Annotated in this window: 16 protein-coding genes; 13 read left to right on the top strand and 3 right to left on the bottom strand. The window is 39.4% G+C overall.

Annotated elements, in window-relative coordinates:
• Positions 1 to 59 precede the first annotated feature (59 nt).
• From odhB to glnS, 5 genes are all read left to right on the top strand, one after another.
• Positions 60 to 1262: a 2-oxoglutarate dehydrogenase complex dihydrolipoyllysine-residue succinyltransferase gene (odhB, locus tag RDV63_RS09550; RefSeq protein ID WP_313909269.1), complete on the top strand. Its 1203-nt coding sequence runs from the start codon at positions 60 to 62 to the stop codon at positions 1260 to 1262.
• Between the two features lie 145 nt (positions 1263 to 1407).
• Complete coding sequence (gene sucC, locus RDV63_RS09545) at positions 1408 to 2574, top strand: ADP-forming succinate--CoA ligase subunit beta (RefSeq protein WP_313909268.1); 1167 nt, start codon at positions 1408 to 1410, stop codon at positions 2572 to 2574.
• Positions 2574 to 3446 carry a succinate--CoA ligase subunit alpha gene (sucD, locus tag RDV63_RS09540; RefSeq protein WP_313909267.1) on the top strand — a complete coding sequence of 291 codons (873 nt, stop codon included), beginning with the start codon at positions 2574 to 2576 and terminating at the stop codon, positions 3444 to 3446. The genes sucC and sucD overlap by 1 nt, the downstream gene beginning before the upstream one ends.
• 109 nt (positions 3447 to 3555) lie before the next feature.
• Positions 3556 to 4026 carry a thiol-disulfide oxidoreductase DCC family protein gene (locus RDV63_RS09535; protein ID WP_313909266.1) on the top strand — a complete coding sequence of 157 codons (471 nt, stop codon included), beginning with the start codon at positions 3556 to 3558 and terminating at the stop codon, positions 4024 to 4026.
• A 141-nt stretch (positions 4027 to 4167) separates the two neighbouring features.
• Positions 4168 to 5835: a glutamine--tRNA ligase gene (gene glnS, locus RDV63_RS09530; protein WP_313909265.1), complete on the top strand. Its 1668-nt coding sequence runs from the start codon at positions 4168 to 4170 to the stop codon at positions 5833 to 5835.
• Between the two features lie 67 nt (positions 5836 to 5902).
• Here the strand turns inward: glnS and RDV63_RS09525 are convergent, their stop codons facing one another.
• Positions 5903 to 6097, bottom strand: a complete 195-nt coding sequence (locus RDV63_RS09525; protein WP_313909264.1) for a DUF3185 family protein — start codon at positions 6095 to 6097, stop codon at positions 5903 to 5905.
• A gap of 126 nt (positions 6098 to 6223) precedes the next feature.
• On the opposite strand from RDV63_RS09525, the gene RDV63_RS09520 reads away from it, so the two are divergent.
• From RDV63_RS09520 to RDV63_RS09490, 7 genes are all read left to right on the top strand, one after another.
• The gene (locus RDV63_RS09520; protein WP_313909263.1) at positions 6224 to 6835 is read left to right on the top strand and encodes a LysE family translocator; all 612 of its coding nucleotides are present in this window, start codon (positions 6224 to 6226) and stop codon (positions 6833 to 6835) included.
• 95 nt (positions 6836 to 6930) lie between these two features.
• Complete coding sequence (locus tag RDV63_RS09515) at positions 6931 to 7251, top strand: rhodanese-like domain-containing protein (RefSeq protein ID WP_313909262.1); 321 nt, start codon at positions 6931 to 6933, stop codon at positions 7249 to 7251.
• A gap of 8 nt (positions 7252 to 7259) precedes the next feature.
• A complete protein-coding gene (locus RDV63_RS09510) occupies positions 7260 to 7787 on the top strand; it encodes a hypothetical protein (RefSeq protein WP_313909261.1) in 528 nt (175 codons plus the stop codon).
• Entirely contained in the window at positions 7787 to 8158 is a 372-nt protein-coding gene (locus RDV63_RS09505) for a hypothetical protein (protein WP_313909260.1), read from the top strand. Before RDV63_RS09510 ends, RDV63_RS09505 begins: the two co-directional genes overlap by 1 nt.
• 14 nt (positions 8159 to 8172) lie before the next feature.
• On the top strand, positions 8173 to 9354 hold the full coding sequence (gene earP, locus RDV63_RS09500) for an elongation factor P maturation arginine rhamnosyltransferase EarP (RefSeq protein WP_313909259.1): 1182 nt from the start codon (positions 8173 to 8175) through the stop codon (positions 9352 to 9354).
• Positions 9355 to 9375: 21 nt separating this feature from the next.
• Positions 9376 to 9933 (top strand): elongation factor P, encoded by a 558-nt coding sequence (gene efp, locus RDV63_RS09495; protein WP_313910404.1) that lies wholly within the window; start codon positions 9376 to 9378, stop codon positions 9931 to 9933.
• Between the two features lie 311 nt (positions 9934 to 10244).
• Complete coding sequence (locus RDV63_RS09490; RefSeq protein ID WP_313909258.1) at positions 10245 to 11042, top strand: hypothetical protein; 798 nt, start codon at positions 10245 to 10247, stop codon at positions 11040 to 11042.
• Positions 11043 to 11116: 74 nt separating this feature from the next.
• Here RDV63_RS09490 and acs read toward each other — a convergent pair whose 3' ends face one another.
• The gene (acs, locus tag RDV63_RS09485) at positions 11117 to 13072 is read right to left on the bottom strand and encodes an acetate--CoA ligase (RefSeq protein WP_313909257.1); all 1956 of its coding nucleotides are present in this window, start codon (positions 13070 to 13072) and stop codon (positions 11117 to 11119) included.
• A 225-nt stretch (positions 13073 to 13297) separates the two neighbouring features.
• Positions 13298 to 16444 carry a ribonuclease E gene (gene rne / locus RDV63_RS09480; protein ID WP_313909256.1) on the bottom strand — a complete coding sequence of 1049 codons (3147 nt, stop codon included), beginning with the start codon at positions 16442 to 16444 and terminating at the stop codon, positions 13298 to 13300.
• Between the two features lie 487 nt (positions 16445 to 16931).
• Between rne and rluC the strand changes: the two genes are divergently transcribed.
• On the top strand, positions 16932 to 17885 hold the full coding sequence (rluC, locus tag RDV63_RS09475) for a 23S rRNA pseudouridine(955/2504/2580) synthase RluC (protein ID WP_313909255.1): 954 nt from the start codon (positions 16932 to 16934) through the stop codon (positions 17883 to 17885).

The following is a 17885-nucleotide window of genomic DNA, read 5'->3' as shown; positions in this document are numbered from 1 at the left end:
GCCTGCTAACTATGTAGGCCATTTAAACTTAATAAGACCAAACCGTTAAAGGTGACAAAGTGGAAATTAAAGTACCGGTACTTCCAGAATCAGTTGCAGATGCAACAATCGCAACCTGGCATGTAAAAACAGGTGAAGCTGTTACACGTGATCAGGTATTAGTAGATATTGAAACCGACAAAGTGGTGCTTGAAGTTGTTGCTCAAGCTGACGGCGTAATGGGTGAAATCATTCATGATAGCGGAGCTACAGTTACTGCTGAAGAAGTGATTGGTAAAATGGAAGCTGGTGGTGCACCAGCAGCTAAAGCAGACAGCAAAGCAGAAGCTAAACCAGAACAACAATCAGCTGAAAGTAAAGAAGCAAGTAAAGATGAAACCGGTGATGACGCCTTAAGCCCATCAGTTCGTCGCTTAATTGCTGAAAAAGGTTTAGATGCTAGCAAAGTAAAAGGCACAGGTAAAAATGGCCGTGTCACTAAAGAAGATGTTGAAAAATTCTTAGCTTCTGCTCCAGCTAAATCAGCAGCAACTTCAGCACCTGTAGCGGCTGTTACGGGAGAGCGTACGCAAAAACGTGTGCCTATGACTCGTTTACGTAAAACCATTGCTAATCGTTTATTAGAGGCTAAAAATTCAACTGCCATGTTAACGACATTTAATGAAGTTAACATGAAGCCTATTATGGACTTACGTAAGCAATACCAAGAAACCTTTGAAAAGCGTCATGGTATTCGTTTAGGTTTTATGTCTTTTTATGTTAAAGCAGTAACTGAAGCTTTAAAACGCTTCCCAGAAGTTAATGCGGCTATTGATGGTGATGATATTGTTTATCATAACTATTTTGATGTCAGTATTGCTATTTCAACACCTCGCGGCTTAGTGACACCAGTATTACGTGACTGTGATAAAATGACCTTAGCTGAAATTGAGCAAGGCATTAAAGCCTTAGCTTTAAAAGGACGCGATGGTAAGTTATCTATGGACGATTTAACCGGCGGTAACTTTACTATTACTAACGGTGGCGTCTTTGGTTCATTAATGTCTACGCCAATTATTAACCCACCACAATCTGCAATCTTAGGCATGCATGCTATTAAAGATCGTGTGATGGTAGTTGATGGTAAGATGGAAATCCTACCTATGATGTATTTAGCATTATCTTATGACCATCGTATTATTGATGGCAAAGAGTCGGTTGGTTTCTTAGTAACGATTAAAGAGTTATTAGAAGATCCTACGCGTATTTTGCTGGATATCTAAGCATATAATTTAGAGTTAAAAAAATGCTGTTGTATTTTGACAACAGCATTTTGTATTTCATCAATTGGCAGTATAATAAGCGCCGATTTATCACAGGCTGTACCATGTTGGGCAGCTTTAATTTTCAAATGAACGGAAAAAAGCCATGAATTTGCACGAGTATCAGGCAAAACAGCTGTTCCGCGAATACGGTTTACCAGTATCTGAAGGCTATGCGGAAGAAACTCCACAAGCTGCTGCAGAAGCTGCTGATCGTATTGGTGGTAACAAATGGGTAGTTAAAGCTCAGGTTCACGCAGGTGGCCGCGGTAAAGCGGGCGGTGTGAAGTTGGTTTCTTCTAAAGAAGAGATACGTAATTTTGCTCAACAGTGGTTGGGTAAAAACTTAGTAACTTACCAAACTGATGCTAAAGGACAGCCTGTTAGTAAAATTCTGGTTGAGACTTGTACCGATATTGAAAAAGAATTGTACTTAGGTGCAGTTGTTGACCGTTCTAGCCGTCGTATCGTCTTTATGGCGTCGACAGAAGGCGGTGTAGATATCGAGAAAGTAGCAGAAGAAACACCTGAAAAAATTATCAAGATGGAAGTTGATCCACTTGTAGGTGCTCAGCCGTTTCAAGCTCGCGAAATCGCGTTCAAATTAGGCTTAAACGCCCTACAAATTAAGCAATTCACCAATATCTATTTAGGCTTAGCCAAGATGTTTGTTGATTTAGATATTGCTTTACTTGAAGTAAACCCTCTAGTTATTACTACTGAAGGTAACTTGCACTGTTTAGATGCCAAGTTAGTTGCAGATAGCAATGCTATGTATCGTCAACCTAAGTTACGTGCTTTCCATGACGCGACCCAAGAAGATGAGCGTGAAGCCCGTGCTGCGCAATGGGAATTAAACTATGTTGCTTTAGATGGCAACATCGGTTGTATGGTTAATGGCGCAGGTTTAGCAATGGGTACTATGGACATTGTTAAATTAAGTGGCGGTGAGCCAGCTAACTTCTTAGACGTTGGTGGTGGTGCAACTAAAGAGCGTGTTACTGAAGCGTTCAAAATTATTTTATCAGACACTGCTGTTAAAGCTGTGTTTGTTAATATCTTTGGTGGCATTGTTCGTTGTGACATGATTGCTGAAGGTATTATTGGTGCAGTGGAAGAAGTCGGCGTAACAGTACCAGTAGTGGTACGTTTAGAAGGCAACAATGCGGATTTAGGTGCACAAAAGCTACAAAATAGTGGCCTAAATATTATTGCAGCAAACTCTTTATCTGAAGCTGCACAAGCTGTTGTTAAAGCCGCGGAGGGCAAATAATGTCTATTATTATTAACAAAGACACTAAGGTCATCTGTCAAGGTTTCACCGGTAGTCAAGGTACTTTCCACTCAACTCAAGCTATCGAATATGGTACTAAAATGGTTGGTGGTGTTAGCCCTGGTAAAGGTGGCACTAAGCATTTAGATTTACCGGTCTTCAACACTGTTAAAGAAGCAGTAGCGGCTACAGGCGCAACAGCAACGGTTATTTATGTACCAGCACCATTTTGTAAAGATGCGATCATCGAAGCTGTAGATGCAGGCTTAGAGCTAATCGTATGTATTACTGAGGGTATTCCTACTATCGACATGTTATTCGCTAAAGAATATGTTGATCGTAAAGGTGTGCGCATGATCGGTCCTAACTGCCCAGGTGTTATTACACCAGGTGAGTGTAAGATTGGTATTATGCCAGGTCATATCCATAAGCCAGGTAAAGTAGGTATTGTATCTCGTTCAGGTACTTTAACTTATGAAGCTGTTAAGCAAACAACAGACGAAGGCTTTGGTCAGTCTACTTGTGTTGGTATTGGTGGTGACCCAATTCCTGGTTCTAACTTTATTGATATCTTAGCCTTATTTGAAAAAGATCCACAGACTGAAGCTATCGTCATGATTGGTGAAATCGGTGGTACTGCAGAAGAAGAAGCAGCCGCTTATATTAAAGCTAATGTAACTAAACCTGTAGTTTCTTATATTGCTGGTGTTACTGCACCAGAAGGTAAACGCATGGGCCATGCCGGTGCTATTATCTCTGGCGGTAAAGGTACTGCGGAAGATAAATTCCGTGCTTTAGAAGACGCAGGTGTTAAAACTGTGCGCTCTTTAGCCGATATCGGTAAAGCGGTACGCGAAATCACAGGCTGGTAATTGCTAAATACAGTCTAGATAAAAACCCGCTTAGTTGCGGGTTTTTTTATACTTAATGCAAATGCGCAATAGTGGTTATATTAAATCTAAGATACGATATAATGGCTAAATGCAAAAGCAACCAACTAACACTGAACCAGCCGCGCCTGGCGCTGATAAATTAAACCTAGCCAAGCTTAATTGCCATCATATCGTCATTTTTGATGGTGTTTGTCTGTTTTGTCACGCAGCCGTTAATTTTATAATTAAGCGAGATAAAAAAGCTGTCTTTCTATTTTGCCCTATGCAAACTCAGCTAGCTACAGACTTAATGCAACAATATAAGGTTAAACCAGCCAGCAGTGATACCATCTATTTATTTAAACAAGGTCAGTGTTATACCTATTCATCAGCAGCATTAGAAATAAGCAAAAGCTTAAGCGGATTATGGTTTATATTGACCATCTTGGCTTTACTGCCTAAATCATGGCGAGATTATGGCTATAAGGCTTTTGCTAAGCGCCGCTACCAATGGTTTGGTAAAGCAGAGCAGTGTATTTTACCTACAACAGACACTAAATCGCGATTTATTGGCCTGTAATAAAACAGTGTTAATGGTACCTATATTCTTCTGCAACACTTTTAGTTACTCTTGCTTTGAAATGCCGGTGGTCAGTAGCATTTTCGCTGCTATAATGCCGCATCTTAACTGAGTTTTAGCTAAACAAGGACAAATTATTTTATGGCGGATCTAGAACAGCGCCCAACAAACTTTATTCGGCAAATTATTGATACAGATTTAGCATCAGGTAAGCATAACGCCGTGCAAACTCGGTTTCCACCTGAGCCTAATGGCTATTTGCATATAGGCCATGCTAAATCAATTTGTTTAAATTTTGGTATTGCCCAAGACTATCAAGGTAAATGTAATTTACGTTTTGATGATACTAACCCAGAAAAAGAAAATATTGATTTTGTTCATTCAATTAAGCAAGACGTAAACTGGTTAGGCTTTCAATGGCAGGGTGATGTTCGTTACTCTTCTGATTACTTTGATGATTTATATAAATTTGCTGTTGAACTGATCACTAAAGGCTTAGCTTACGTTTGCTTTTTAAATACTGAGCAAATGCGTGAATATCATGGTAATTTAACTCAGCCAGGTAAAAACAGTCCAACGCGAGATACCTCAGTAGAGGAAAATTTAGCCTTATTTGAAAAAATGCGAGCGGGTGGTTTTAAAGAGGGCGAGTGTTCGTTACGGGCTAAAATAGATATGGCCTCTTCATTTATGTGTATGCGAGATCCTGTTATATATCGGATTAAGTTTGCTCATCACCATCAAACAGAGAATAAGTGGTGCATCTATCCAATGTACGACTTTACCCATTGTATTTCTGATGCGCTAGAAGGCATTACTCACTCTCTTTGTACTTTAGAGTTTCAGGATAATCGCCGTCTTTATGATTGGATTTTAGACAATATTACTATTGCTTGCCATCCGCAACAAATTGAATTTTCTCGTTTAAATTTAGAATATTCATTGATGAGCAAGCGTAAACTGCATACATTAGTTGAAGATAAGATAGTGTCTGGCTGGGATGACCCTAGAATGCCAACTATTGCCGGCTTACGTCGTCGGGGGTATACGCCAGCGTCTATTCGTGAGTTTGCTAAACGTATCGGTGTCACTAAGCAAGAAAACACTATTGAAATGAGTGCACTGGAATCCTGTATTCGTGAAGATTTAGATGCAAATGCGCCAAGAGCCATGGCAGTACTCGATCCATTAAAAGTCACTATTACTAACTACCCAGCAGATGGCATTGAATGGCTAGACGCGCCAAATCATCCAAAAGATGAATCTAAAGGCCAGCGTAAGTTACCTTTTGCTGCTGTTTTGTATATTGATAAAGCCGATTTTCGAGAAGAGGCTAACAAAAAATATAAGCGCTTAGTTTTAAACGGCGATGTTCGGTTACGTAATGCTTATGTTATTCATGCCGATGAAGTTATTAAAAATGAACGCGGGGAAGTGATTGAGTTAAAATGTAGCTACTTACCCGAAACCTTAGGTAAAAATCCAGATGACGGACGCAAAGTGCGTGGTGTGATACATTGGGTGGAAGCGAATAATGCCTTACCGGCCGAGTTTAGGGTTTATGACCGTTTATTTACAGTTGCTAATCCTGCGGCTGCAGAAGATTTTTTTACGGTTGTTAATCCTGACTCATTAATCGTTAAGCAAGGACTTGTTGAACCTTCACTTAAAGATGCTAAGCCTGAATTTGCTTATCAGTTTGAACGTGAAGGCTATTTTTGTGCAGATAATGTTGATTCTACAGCGGATAATTTAGTCTTTAATCGTACTGTAGGTTTGCGTGATAGTTGGACCAAAGAAGATAACTAAGTTTTAATTGGCAATCAAAAAAGCCTGCTAAATAATTGGCAGGCTTTTTTAATGATTTATATAAATGTTACTTCTTTAATAAAGCACCTATGCCAATAATGGCAGCAATAGCACCACCAACTAAAAACCAAATAGAATTATCAGTGGGTTTGCCTGTTACAAACTCTGTTGCTTCTGAGGCTATAGAGTTATATTCGTTATAGCCGAAATACAGTAAAATAACGCCGGCAACTAATAAGGCTAAGCCTAGAATTTTATTCATACATTCTCCTTTTATAGTCTATTAAGCGTAGCGTTAAATTTAATTAACGCAAATCAGTATGTTATAAAATTATAGTATTATCGAGTTATTTTATTAAATTTAAACACAAATTTATCCGAGGTGTATATGGCAGTATTTTGGGCAGCTTTACTTTTTGCTTTTTCTACCACTATTACTCCTGGCCCTAACAACGTAATGATTATGTCTTCAGGCATGAATTACGGCATACGCGCCAGCATGCAACATCTGCTAGGGATATGTTTAGGCTTCCCGTTAATGGTGCTGTTAATAGGGCTTGGTTTTGGTATTGTATTCGAGCAGTTTCCAAACCTGCATCAAATTATTAAATTGTTAGGCGTTTTATATTTAATCTGGTTAGCTTGGCATATTGCTAGTGCTAAGCCCGAAAGGATAGAGCAGGGTAAAAGTAAGCCATTAAACTTTTATCAAGCGGTATTATTCCAATGGATAAATGGCAAAGCGTGGGTTATGGCCTCAGGCGCTATAGCAGCCTTTACTACTTTAGAGGGGCTTTATTGGCTAGAAGTAATTTATATTACTGCTGCTTTTTTAGTGGTTGCTTTTCCATGTGTCGGCTTATGGTTAATTGGTGGTGCTTTATTACGTAAAGTATTAACTAAACCCTTGTTTCAACGCTTATTTAATATAAGCATGGCTTTAATTTTATTATTATCTGTACTGCCGGTTCTTAATGAACTAAGGCAGTTTTACTTTTAATAGTAAGGCTGCTTTAAGCTGATTTAACTCTTAGCTAGACATAGTTTGGTTTATGTTATAGTGCAGTAAAATATATTTAGACTAAGGAATAAACAATGAAAAACCTCTTGTTGGTGTTAGCGTTAATTTTGACTATGTTTGGTTGCACATTAAATAAACAAGCTGATCAGGAAATTTGGCTTGATGTGCGTACAGCAGAAGAGTTTGCAGCAGGCCATGTTATTAACGCAATTAATATCCCCTTTGATGTTATTGAAGATAATATTGCCAGTATTACTACAGATAAAAATGCCACAATTTACGTGTATTGTAAAAGTGGTCGCCGAGCAGGTATAGCCTTACAAAGCTTAGAATCATTGGGCTATACCAATGTTGTTAATAAAGGCGGTTACGAAGAGTTAAAGCAAAGTAAATAGTTAAAACTATGTCAGCTAACAGTGAAAAACGCCGGCTTGAACATCAAGCCGCTAAGCAATTTATGCGCTTATATGAGCAAAAAATGGGTTTAACAATGCGCCATATTTGGCATAACGAGCCGGCTAAACCCGATGTATCCTGTTATTTAAATGAGCAAAGGCTAGATTTAGAAATAGCTCACTTATATGGCAGTGAAGTTGAAGCCATGCATATTTTAGGTCGCGATCTAGATGAAAACACTCGACAAGAGCTTATTGCGCTGCTTAATTCGCCGGCGGAAACACGCTTATTAACCGCTTTAAATAGGTTGCTAAATAACAAGTCAGTTAAAACTTATGATTCTGAACGTGTATGGCTGGTTATTCGTAACTTAAATCCGCTATGGAGTACTAAAGATATCAAACTGTTATATCCGAAATTACAAGTCCCTTTATCACAACCCTTTGAACAAATTTGGTTAATATCAGCGCAGCACGATGATGCGGATTTAATTGCATTATTTCCAGCTAAACTGGCTAAACAAGGCCTATTTTAATGCTCGCTTTTTATCATAAGCTGGCTGTTAAGTTAGCTAAAATTCGTTGGCTAGTCTTGTTAATTAATATCAGTGCGCTTTTAGCTTTTATTTATTTAATCGCTGTTGCTGAAGCTAATTTGGCACAACAATGGCAGTTAACCAGTATAGTTATTTGGTTATTTAGCTTGCTGGCCTACCTTATTAGCTTGTTATTTATTGAACCTATAGCGCAAGTTAACCCAAAGTTGGGCTTCATTGCTAAAGTTAGCTATCGGCTTCAGCTTATTGGAAAATACCTATTAGCTCTTTTTATGTCAGGGCTAGTTTTTACCATTATATTTATAGGGCTACGTGCATTATTAGGTATAATCCGCAGCCTGTTTTTTTAAGTGAATAGCGAAATATGACGATTAAAGCACTAAAATGGGATATTTTTTGTGCCGTAATTGATAATTTTGGTGACATCGGTATTTGCTGGCGGCTAAGCCGACAACTTGCTAGTGAATATAATCTAGAAGTCCGTTTATGGGTTGATGATGTAGTTAGCTTTAAACGCATTTGCCCACAAGTTGATACTGCCGCTCAACAGCAACTGATTAATGGGGTGAATATTTGTTTATGGTCAGAACAAACCCAGTGGCAACAAGTGCTGATCCCAGATGTGGTTATTGAGGCGTTAGCTTGTACTATTCCACAGCCTTATCAGTTAAAGATGGCCGCTGAAACTATGCCACCTTTATGGCTAAATCTAGAGTATTTATCTGCTGAAGCTTGGGTAGAGGGCTGCCATGGCTTAGCTTCACCGCAGCCTCAGCTTGCCATTAACAAATACTTCTTTTTTCCTGGTTTTAGCCCTGCAACAGGCGGTTTATTACAAGAGCAACATTTAGCTGTGCAACGTGATGCTTTTAATAATAACCCACAGCAGCAAGCGGCCTTTTGGCAAAAGTTATTAATTACTGAACCTGAGCAGTATCAGTATAAAGTATCGTTATTTGCCTACGATCATCACCAGCTTGCTGATTTACTCGATTGCTGGCAACAAAATGCAAAACCCATATTATGTGTTATTCCTGAAGGTAAGTTGGCGGATCAAGTCGCGTCTATTTTACCAAGCTTAAATAGTAATCAAGCTAAGCATAAGCGGTGTAAAATAGGTAATTTGTCTTTAGTTATTTTACCTTTTTTAGCGCAAGACGATTATGACTATTTATTGTGGGCCTGTGATATTAACTTTGTTCGTGGTGAAGACTCTATTATTAGAGCTCATTGGGCAAATAAGCCCTTTGTTTGGCAAATTTATCGCCAGCAAGAAGATGCCCACTTAATAAAACTACAGTCTTTTTTACAACTTTACTGTTCAAATATGACAAATAGTGTAAAAGAAAAACTGCAAAACATGTATATGGCCTGGAATACTCAACAGCCTTTAGTTAAGGTATGGCTTGATTTTATTGATATTTTACCTGAAATAGCAGGTTATAATATTAACTGGCAACAACAATTGAACCTCAACGGTGATCTTGCACACAACCTCGTGCACTTTGTTGAAAAAAAATTTATAATAACCCGAAATTTTCGCTAACAAGAAGATATTAAAATCATGATGAAAACAGCTCAAGAACTACGTGCTGGCCAGGTAATAATGGTTGGTGCAGATGCAATGGTAATTTTAAAAGCCGAGTTTAATAAATCAGGCCGTAACGCTGCCGTTGTTAAAATGAAAATGAAAAACTTATTAACAAACCAAGGTATGGAAACCGTATACCGTGCTGATGATAAGTTTGAACAAGTACTTTTAGAAACCAAAGAAGTCACTTATTCTTACTTTGCTGATCCTATGTATGTATTTATGGACGAAGAATATAATCAGTTTGAAGTTGAAGCTGAAAATATGACAGAAGCGTTAAAATACCTAGTTGATGGCATGGAATGTTCAGTAGTATTTTATAACGAGCGGCCAATCTCTGTTGATTTACCAACAATTGTGGTACGTGAAGTAACGTACACCGAGCCAGCAGCGCGTGGTGATACCTCAGGAAAAGTAATGAAACCAGCCAAAATAGAAACTGGTTTTGAAATTATGGTACCAGAATTCGTAAAAGAAGGTGACAAGATTGAAATTGACACCCGCACCGACGAATACCGCGGCCGTGCTAAATAAATTTAATACACTAAAAAAGGCGCTTAGGCGCCTTTTTTTATGCCTGTAAAATAATGCTAGAACTACAGTTTAACCGTTACTGAGCTATGGCAGATGTTATGCCTATTTTTGTTATAGATAATTAATACTGTATATATGTAACTCAGGTTCTGCTACTACTTAACTGGCAAGCGCAGCTTGGACTGGCCTGTTATTATTACAGCTGTAACTAAATGTAATGAATTAATTAAATAATGTTTTTTTTATAGTGTTGTACTTGTATCGCTAAGCTTTACTGTTATAAATAAAGTCTATTTTATAGGGAAATAATTATGTCTAGATTTATATTTTTTATTATGGTGATTTTGGCTTTATTATTGTCAGCTTGTGGTGATAGCAAGAGTATACCAGAGGATAAAACTACAATTATTAAACCGCCGCCAGTTATGAATGATTTACCAATACCTGATAACCGCAATCTAGAAAACTATCAAGTTTTGTTAGTGGGTAATAGCCATGTTCGTACTAATAATTTAGCCAAGATTTTAAAGTTAATGTTAGAGAAAGGAACGGGAAAATCTTCTGTTGCCACACTTGCTCCAGGAGTCGGCTACCTTGACTCACGGATGGATGATAATGTTACAAAAAAAATGGTTGAGTCTAAAAATTGGAGTCATATTATTTGGCAAGCACAGAAATACTCAACCACGGGTAAATATACTTATTCGACAATAGCAGCAGAATACTGGGTAACGCTTAGTAAGGAAAATAAAGCTACGCCTATTCTTTTTCCAGAGCATCCACGAGAAGGGAATATTGAAGAGGGAATGCGGGTTTATCTTTTGCATCGTGATATTGCAAGTCTTACGGCCTCTTGCGTGGCTCCTATAGGGCCGATATGGGATCATGCCATACCAGCTATGCCAGATATTAGTTTTTATACTGATGGTAATCATGCGTCGCTTGCTGGCACTGTCTTAACTGCTTTAGCTTTTTATCAAATAATTAGTGGTAAAGATGCAGACAAGTTAGCTTATATCCCGGAAATTGATTTATCTAAGTCGTTGCAAACTCAATTAGGCCAAATTGCTTTTAGTACTTTACAGCAATTTACAGCTTGTGATTATTAACAGCAGTAACCTTGGGTTTTGCTAAGGTTACTGCTGTCATTATCGAGCTAAGTTAAGCTTAAAGTTGGTAGGGTTTATTTTCGGTTTAATCTGTTGTTAATTAACTGCTCAACAACAGAAGGATCGGCTAGAGTTGAAATATCGCCCAATTGGTCATGCTCGTTAGCGGAAATTTTGCGTAGTATGCGGCGCATAATTTTTCCCGAGCGCGTTTTGGGTAAACCAGTTGGCGCCCATTGAATTAAATCAGGTGTGGCAATAGCTGATATTTCTGTTCTTACCAAGTTACGTAACTCTGTAGTTAAGTCATCACTTGGTGTCACACCTAGTCTAGGTGTGACATAAACATAGATTCCTTGCCCTTTAATATCATGGTAATAACCTACAACAGCGGCTTCGGCAACTGCAGGGTGTGCAACTAAACAACTTTCTATTTCTGCCGTACCTAAGCGGTGTCCTGATATATTAAGCACATCATCAACTCGGCCTGTTATCCAATAATATCCATCCTTATCACGTTTAGCCCCATCTCCTGTAAAATAGGCTCCAGGATAAGTGCCAAAATAGGTTTGCTCAAACCGCGCATGGTCACCATATACGGTACGCATTTGGCCAGGCCAACTGGTTTTGATAATCAAATTACCTTCAGCGACACCCGTTAATTCATTGCCTTCGTTATCCACTATTGCTGGAACAATACCAAAGAAAGGGCGTGTTGCAGAGCCAGGTTTTAGCTCAGTACAACCTGGCAGAGGAGAAATAAGAATGCCACCGGTTTCAGTTTGCCACCAAGTATCAACTATAGGGCAAGTATCTTTACCAAAGTTGTGATGATACCAAGTCCATGCTTCTGGGTTGATAGGCTCACCCACACTGCCCAAGGTACGTAATGAACTTAAGTCTGCGCTGTCAGTAGGTGCTGAGCCATGTGCCATTAAAGCTCTGATGGCAGTAGGTGCCGTGTAGAGAATATTCACCTTATATTTATCAACAATTTGTGCCATGCGTTTTACGCTAGGGTAATTTGGCACGCCTTCAAATAATACGCTGGTTGCACCATTAGCTAAAGGACCATAAATAATATAAGTATGACCGGTTACCCAGCCAACATCAGCAGCACACCAATAAACATCTTGATCATGGTAATCAAAAACATATTCATGAGTCATTGCTGCATACACCATATAGCCACCTGTGGTATGTACTACTCCTTTAGGCGTGCCAGTAGAACCCGAGGTATATAAAATAAATAGTGGATCTTCTGCCTGCATGGGCTCTGCAGGGCAGTCTGTGCTTTGCTTAGCAATAAGCTCGTGGTACCAAAGATCGCGATTGGCTTGCATAGCAAGATCTTGCCCTACATGTTTAACCACAATAATGTTTTTAACCGGTGATTTTTCAGCCAAATGATCAATAGCAACATCAACATTTTGTTTTAAATGGGTTACGCGGCTGCCGCGTAACGCTTGATCAGCCGTTATAACTAGCTTGGAATCACAGTCAAAAATACGACTACCTAAAGCATCGGGTGAAAAACCAGCAAATACAACTGAATGAACGGCACCAAGACGGGCACAAGCTAATAGGGCTACAACAGCTTCAATAATCATAGGTAAGTAAATAGTTATCCGGTCACCTTTAGTTACGCCTAGTTGTTTCATAGCGTTGGCTAATTGACACACTTGTTGGTGTAATTCGGCATAGGTAATTGACTTAGCCGCGTCTGGTGAGTCAGGTTCCCAAAAATATGCTATTTGATTAGCGCGTTGTGGTAAATGACGATCTAAACAATTATAACTGGCATTTAATATACCATCTTTAAACCATTCAATATTAACCTTACCCGGTTCATAGCAAGTGTTTTTCACTTGGGTATAAGGTTTAAACCAATCTATTCGCTTACCATGCTCAGCCCAGAATTGCTCTGGTGCTGTAATAGATTGTTGATACATTTGCTCATATTGTTGGTTAGTTAAGAGTGAGCGTTTAGCTGCAGCAGCAGGAACGGGATAAAGAGTTGGATCGGACATAACTTCCCCTGTAAATTTTTAATATTATTCTGGGATCTAGTTAACTATGCTATGAAGCAATAATAGATGCGATCTCAGTTTAGCTAACTTAGTTAGATGCCGCTAATGATACTGAAGTTATTAACGTTATGACTTTACTTGACATTGGTCAAGCCATAAAAAAAGCCAGTTATTTCAACTGGCTTTTTAATTTAAGGTTTAGACTAATAGAGCAATTACATTAGCTTAGTTTGCTTCGTCATCTTTAGTCGATGCTTTTGTCATCGGCGCTGTTACTACTTGACGGGCAAAAGCTGAGCCTGCTTGTCGTTGCGAACTAGCAACAACAGGGCGCTCTACAGCCGGTTTAGCTTCTGGAGCTAGCTTTTCTGGCGTAGGTTCTGACTCTTCAGCAACAGCTTTAGTCATGGTAGCTACTACCATTTGCGCATAGCGACTTGTAGCGGCTTTTGCTGCAGGTTTAGCTGTTGCTTCAGTCATATTACTATCAGCTTTAACGGCTTCATCTGATGCTGTAGCCGCTTCTGTTTTAGCGGTTACAGCAGGAGTTGTAACTGTAGGCTCTGACTTAGCAGGCTCAGCTGTTTTAGTATTAACCGCCGGTGCTAATTCAGCTTTGACTTCAGCAGTTATATTTTCACTGCTTTCAGTTAAAGCTTCTGGACTTACCGCAGTGACAACAGGCTCAATACTAGCTTCAGGATCTTGTTTAGCCGGTGCTTTACGACGTCCACGAGGCTTAGTCACTTTATCGCTGCTTTCAATTTCTGCGCTTTCAGTTGCCAAGCTTTCGGTTTCTACGTTATTGGTTGCTGGGTTTTCAGCTGCTACGCTTTCAGTATTAATAGGATCAATTAATACTGGATTAGTTTCTGCTGGAGTTTCTTTAGTAGTAACCGCTTTATCTAGGCTTGGCTCAACTGCAGGCTCTGAAGCTTGATCAGTAGCATTATTAGCATTAGTGGTAGTTTCATTTTGCTCTTGCTCTTTTTTACGCTTTTGACCAGCAGCACGTAAATGACGTGGAGAACGGCGATTACGGCCACGAGGTTCTGTTGTAGCCTCGGTAGATTCAGCTTCTATATTAACTGCTTCAACTGCAGCAGTGTTTACTGTTGTATCTACAGAAGTAGGCTCTGTACTAACATCAACTGTAGTTTTGTTGTCAACAGCTTGCTCTACTTTAGTGTTGGCTTGAGTGAGCTCTTCATTTAAAGGCGCTGTATTAGCAGCTGTCTCAGTAGAAGCAACTATGGCTGGTGTTACAACAGACTTTTCGGCCTGTTCTAAACGTACCGGTTTACGCGCATTACGACGTTGACGGCGCTCTGCTACTTTTTGTGGTGCAGCTGCTGTTTCAGTGACTGCAGGTTTAGTAACAGGAGCTGGGTTAGGCGCTTTAGTTTCAACATTATTACGTGCTGGACGCGAGTCTTGCTGACTGCGAGTTTGTCGCTCCGGACGCTGTGTTGGTGCTGTATCTTTTACCGCTGTAGCTGTAACTTCCTCACTTTCATTGCGATTACGCGATTTATTGTTACGACGACGGTTATTCTCCCGTACGTTTTCCCGCGGTTTATCTCGTTGATTATCACGATTAGATGGCCGGCCTTTATTCGCTTGTTGACGATTATTAGCGGGTTTAGTTTCTGTAGCTGGCTCTTGTTTTGCTGTATCGCTAGAAACGAGTTTATTAAACCAATTAGCAATTTTCTGCCATAGGCTAGGTTGTGTATTCTCTGTTGATACAGGTTGTTTTGCCGGCGGAGGTGGCGTGCTATTAGCTATATTAATGGCTGAAATAGCGGGCTTTTCTTTTACGGCATCTGATGCAGGTTGATATAGGTTAGTGGTTGAATCAGGAGCTTTAACCATGTTGTAACTTACATCTTCGATTTCTTCATCAATTCGAATTCGCAGCACTTCATGGTTTGGCGTTTCTAAATGCTCGTTCGGAATAACAAAGATACGAATTCCTTGCCGCTTTTCAATGCGCCTAACCGCTTCACGTTTTTCGTTCATTAAATAAGTGGCAACCGCAACCGGAACTTGAGCATGGATCTGGCTTGTATTATCTTTAATTGATTCTTCTTCAATTAAACGTAAAATTGACAAAGCTGAAGATTCTGTACTACGAATAGTGCCTCGGCCATGGCAACGAGGGCAAACATGAGTTGCTGAGTCACCTAAAGAGGGACGTAAGCGTTGCCGTGACATTTCTAATAAACCAAAACGGGAAATACGGCCAATTTGTACTCTAGCGCGATCTTGTTTTACCGCATCTTTTAAGCGGTTTTCAACTTCACGTTGATGCTTAACCGGTGTCATATCAATAAAATCGATAACAATTAAGCCACCTAAGTCGCGTAACCTAAGTTGGCGTGAAATCTCATCAGCTGCTTCTAAATTAGTATTAAAAGCGGTTTCTTCTATATCACAGCCTTTAGTGGCTTTTGATGAGTTAATATCTATAGCTGTTAACGCTTCTGTGCTATCAATAACGATAGAGCCACCAGAAGGGAGGCGCACTTCTCGGCGAAATGCTGATTCTATTTGGGTCTCAATTTGAAAGTGCATAAATAAGGGCACATCGCCTTGATATAACTTTACGCGATGGGCAAAGTCAGGGCGGAACTGCTGAATATAAATTTTGGCTTCTTCAAATATAACCGGATTATCAATTAAAATTTCACCTACATCACGGCGTAAATAATCGCGAATGGCTCTAAATACCACGTTACTTTCTTGGTGAATTAAAAAAGGAGAAGGGCGTTTTTGAGCTTCTTCGGTAATGGCAGTCCAGTGTTTAATTAGGGCATTTAAATCATACTCTAATTCTTCAAATGACTTGCCAACACCTGCAGTACGAACAATTAACCCCATGCCATCTGGCATTTCTAATTGATTTAACGAATCTTTTAGCTCTTGGCGCTCATCACCTTCAATGCGACGAGAAATACCACCTGCACGTGGATTATTAGGCATTAATACCAAATAAGAACCGGCTAAACTAATAAAAGTCGTTAAGGCTGCACCTTTTTGGCCGCGTTCTTCTTTATCAATTTGAATAATAACTTCTTGGCCTTCTTTGACCACTTCTTTAATGTTAGGTCTACCATCAAAGCTATAGTTGGCAGGGAAATATTCGCGAGAAATTTCTTTTAAAGGTAAAAAACCATGGCGATCTGAACCATATTCAACAAAAGCGGCTTCTAAGCTGGGTTCTACCCGGGTGATTTTGCCTTTATAAATATTTGATTTTTTTTGTTCGTGACCTGGACTTTCAATATCTAAATCATATAGCTTCTGGCCATCAACCAGAGCCACGCGGATTTCTTCTTCCTGCGTAGCGTTTATTAACATTCTTTTCATCGTAGCTGACTCGTATCTTTACAGCCACAACGCAACCCAAAGGGCACTGCGTGTTCAGATGTTTTGCAAACACTAATTAATGCAGTCTCACGACTGGAATGTCTGTGGAAATCAAATTGTCACTGTAACTTTTACAGTTAATGCTGTTTTCGTTTTTATATCTGATACACATCGCTTTTAGCGCTGCGTTATAGCAAATCTTTTTATATGCTCTGGTTAACTGGAACCCATGTTTTGCCGCTTTTGATAATAGATTACGCAACATTATCTCAGGCAAATGGCGTTTGGTTTACGCTTGGGGTATAAAAAACGTTGGTTTTCGCAACGATTTCGGTATGATCACATCCCCTAACGGTGCCGCACAAGTTCTCTTATGTTACTTTGAGCGCCCTAATTGCCAATTTTGGCGTAATTAGCGTTAAGATTATCCCACTAATTAGCCACCGATAGCAACTTAAATGTAATATTAGTAGAGTATTCAAATCCCATGACTGATGAAATCAAACTACCTATACAAATTGTTGAAATTGAAGACGATTTTATTGGCCAACGAATAGACAATTTTTTAATTGCACGGCTAAAAAGTGTGCCTAAAAGTGTTATTTACCGTATTTTACGCAAAGGAGAGGTACGGGTTAACAAAAAACGGGTTAAACCTGAGTATAAATTACAACAGGCGGATTCTGTTCGAATCCCACCTTTAACCATCGCTGCTGAAAGTGAACCTATTTCAGTAAAATTATCTTTAGTGAAAAACTTAGAACAACATATTTTATTTGAAGATAACGATTTAATTGTTTTAAACAAACCTTCAGGCATGGCGGTACATGGCGGCAGTGGTTTAAAGTTTGGCGTGATAGAAGCCTTAAGAGCCTTGCGGCCTTTAGCAAAGCATTTAGAATTAGTGCATAGGTTAGATCGTGATACCTCTGGTTGCTTACTTATTGCTAAAAAGCGCTCAGTATTAACCCATTTACATGCTCAGTTACGCGATAAAACAGTAGAGAAGAAGTATGTTGCTTTAGTCGCAGGAGACTGGGACAGTAAAGTACGTAAAGTTACCGATGCTTTAAATAAAAACACGTTGCAATCTGGCGAGCGGGTGGTGCGTGTTGATGAAGTTAATGGTAAAGCCTCTGAAACACGGTTTCGCATTTTACAACGTTTCCAAGAGGGCACTTTAGTTGAAGCCTTTCCGGTAACAGGCCGCACTCATCAAATACGCGTGCATACGGCCTCTAGCGGCCATCCTATTGCTTGTGATGATAAATATGGCGATAACGACTTTAGCAATCAAATGCAAAAAATTGGCCTTAAGCGTTTATTCTTACATGCTAAAATTTTAAGTTTTATCCACCCTAATACGCAAACGATCTTAAGGGTTGAAGCGCCATTAGAACCAGCGTTAGAGCAAGTGCTTGAGAGGTTAACCAAAAAATAA

The organism is Rheinheimera sp. MMS21-TC3 (assembly GCF_032229285.1).
GTDB lineage: Bacteria > Pseudomonadota > Gammaproteobacteria > Enterobacterales > Alteromonadaceae > Alishewanella.
The sequence above is the reverse complement of the archived record's forward strand: the minus strand, read 5'-3'. Positions and strand labels throughout refer to the sequence as shown.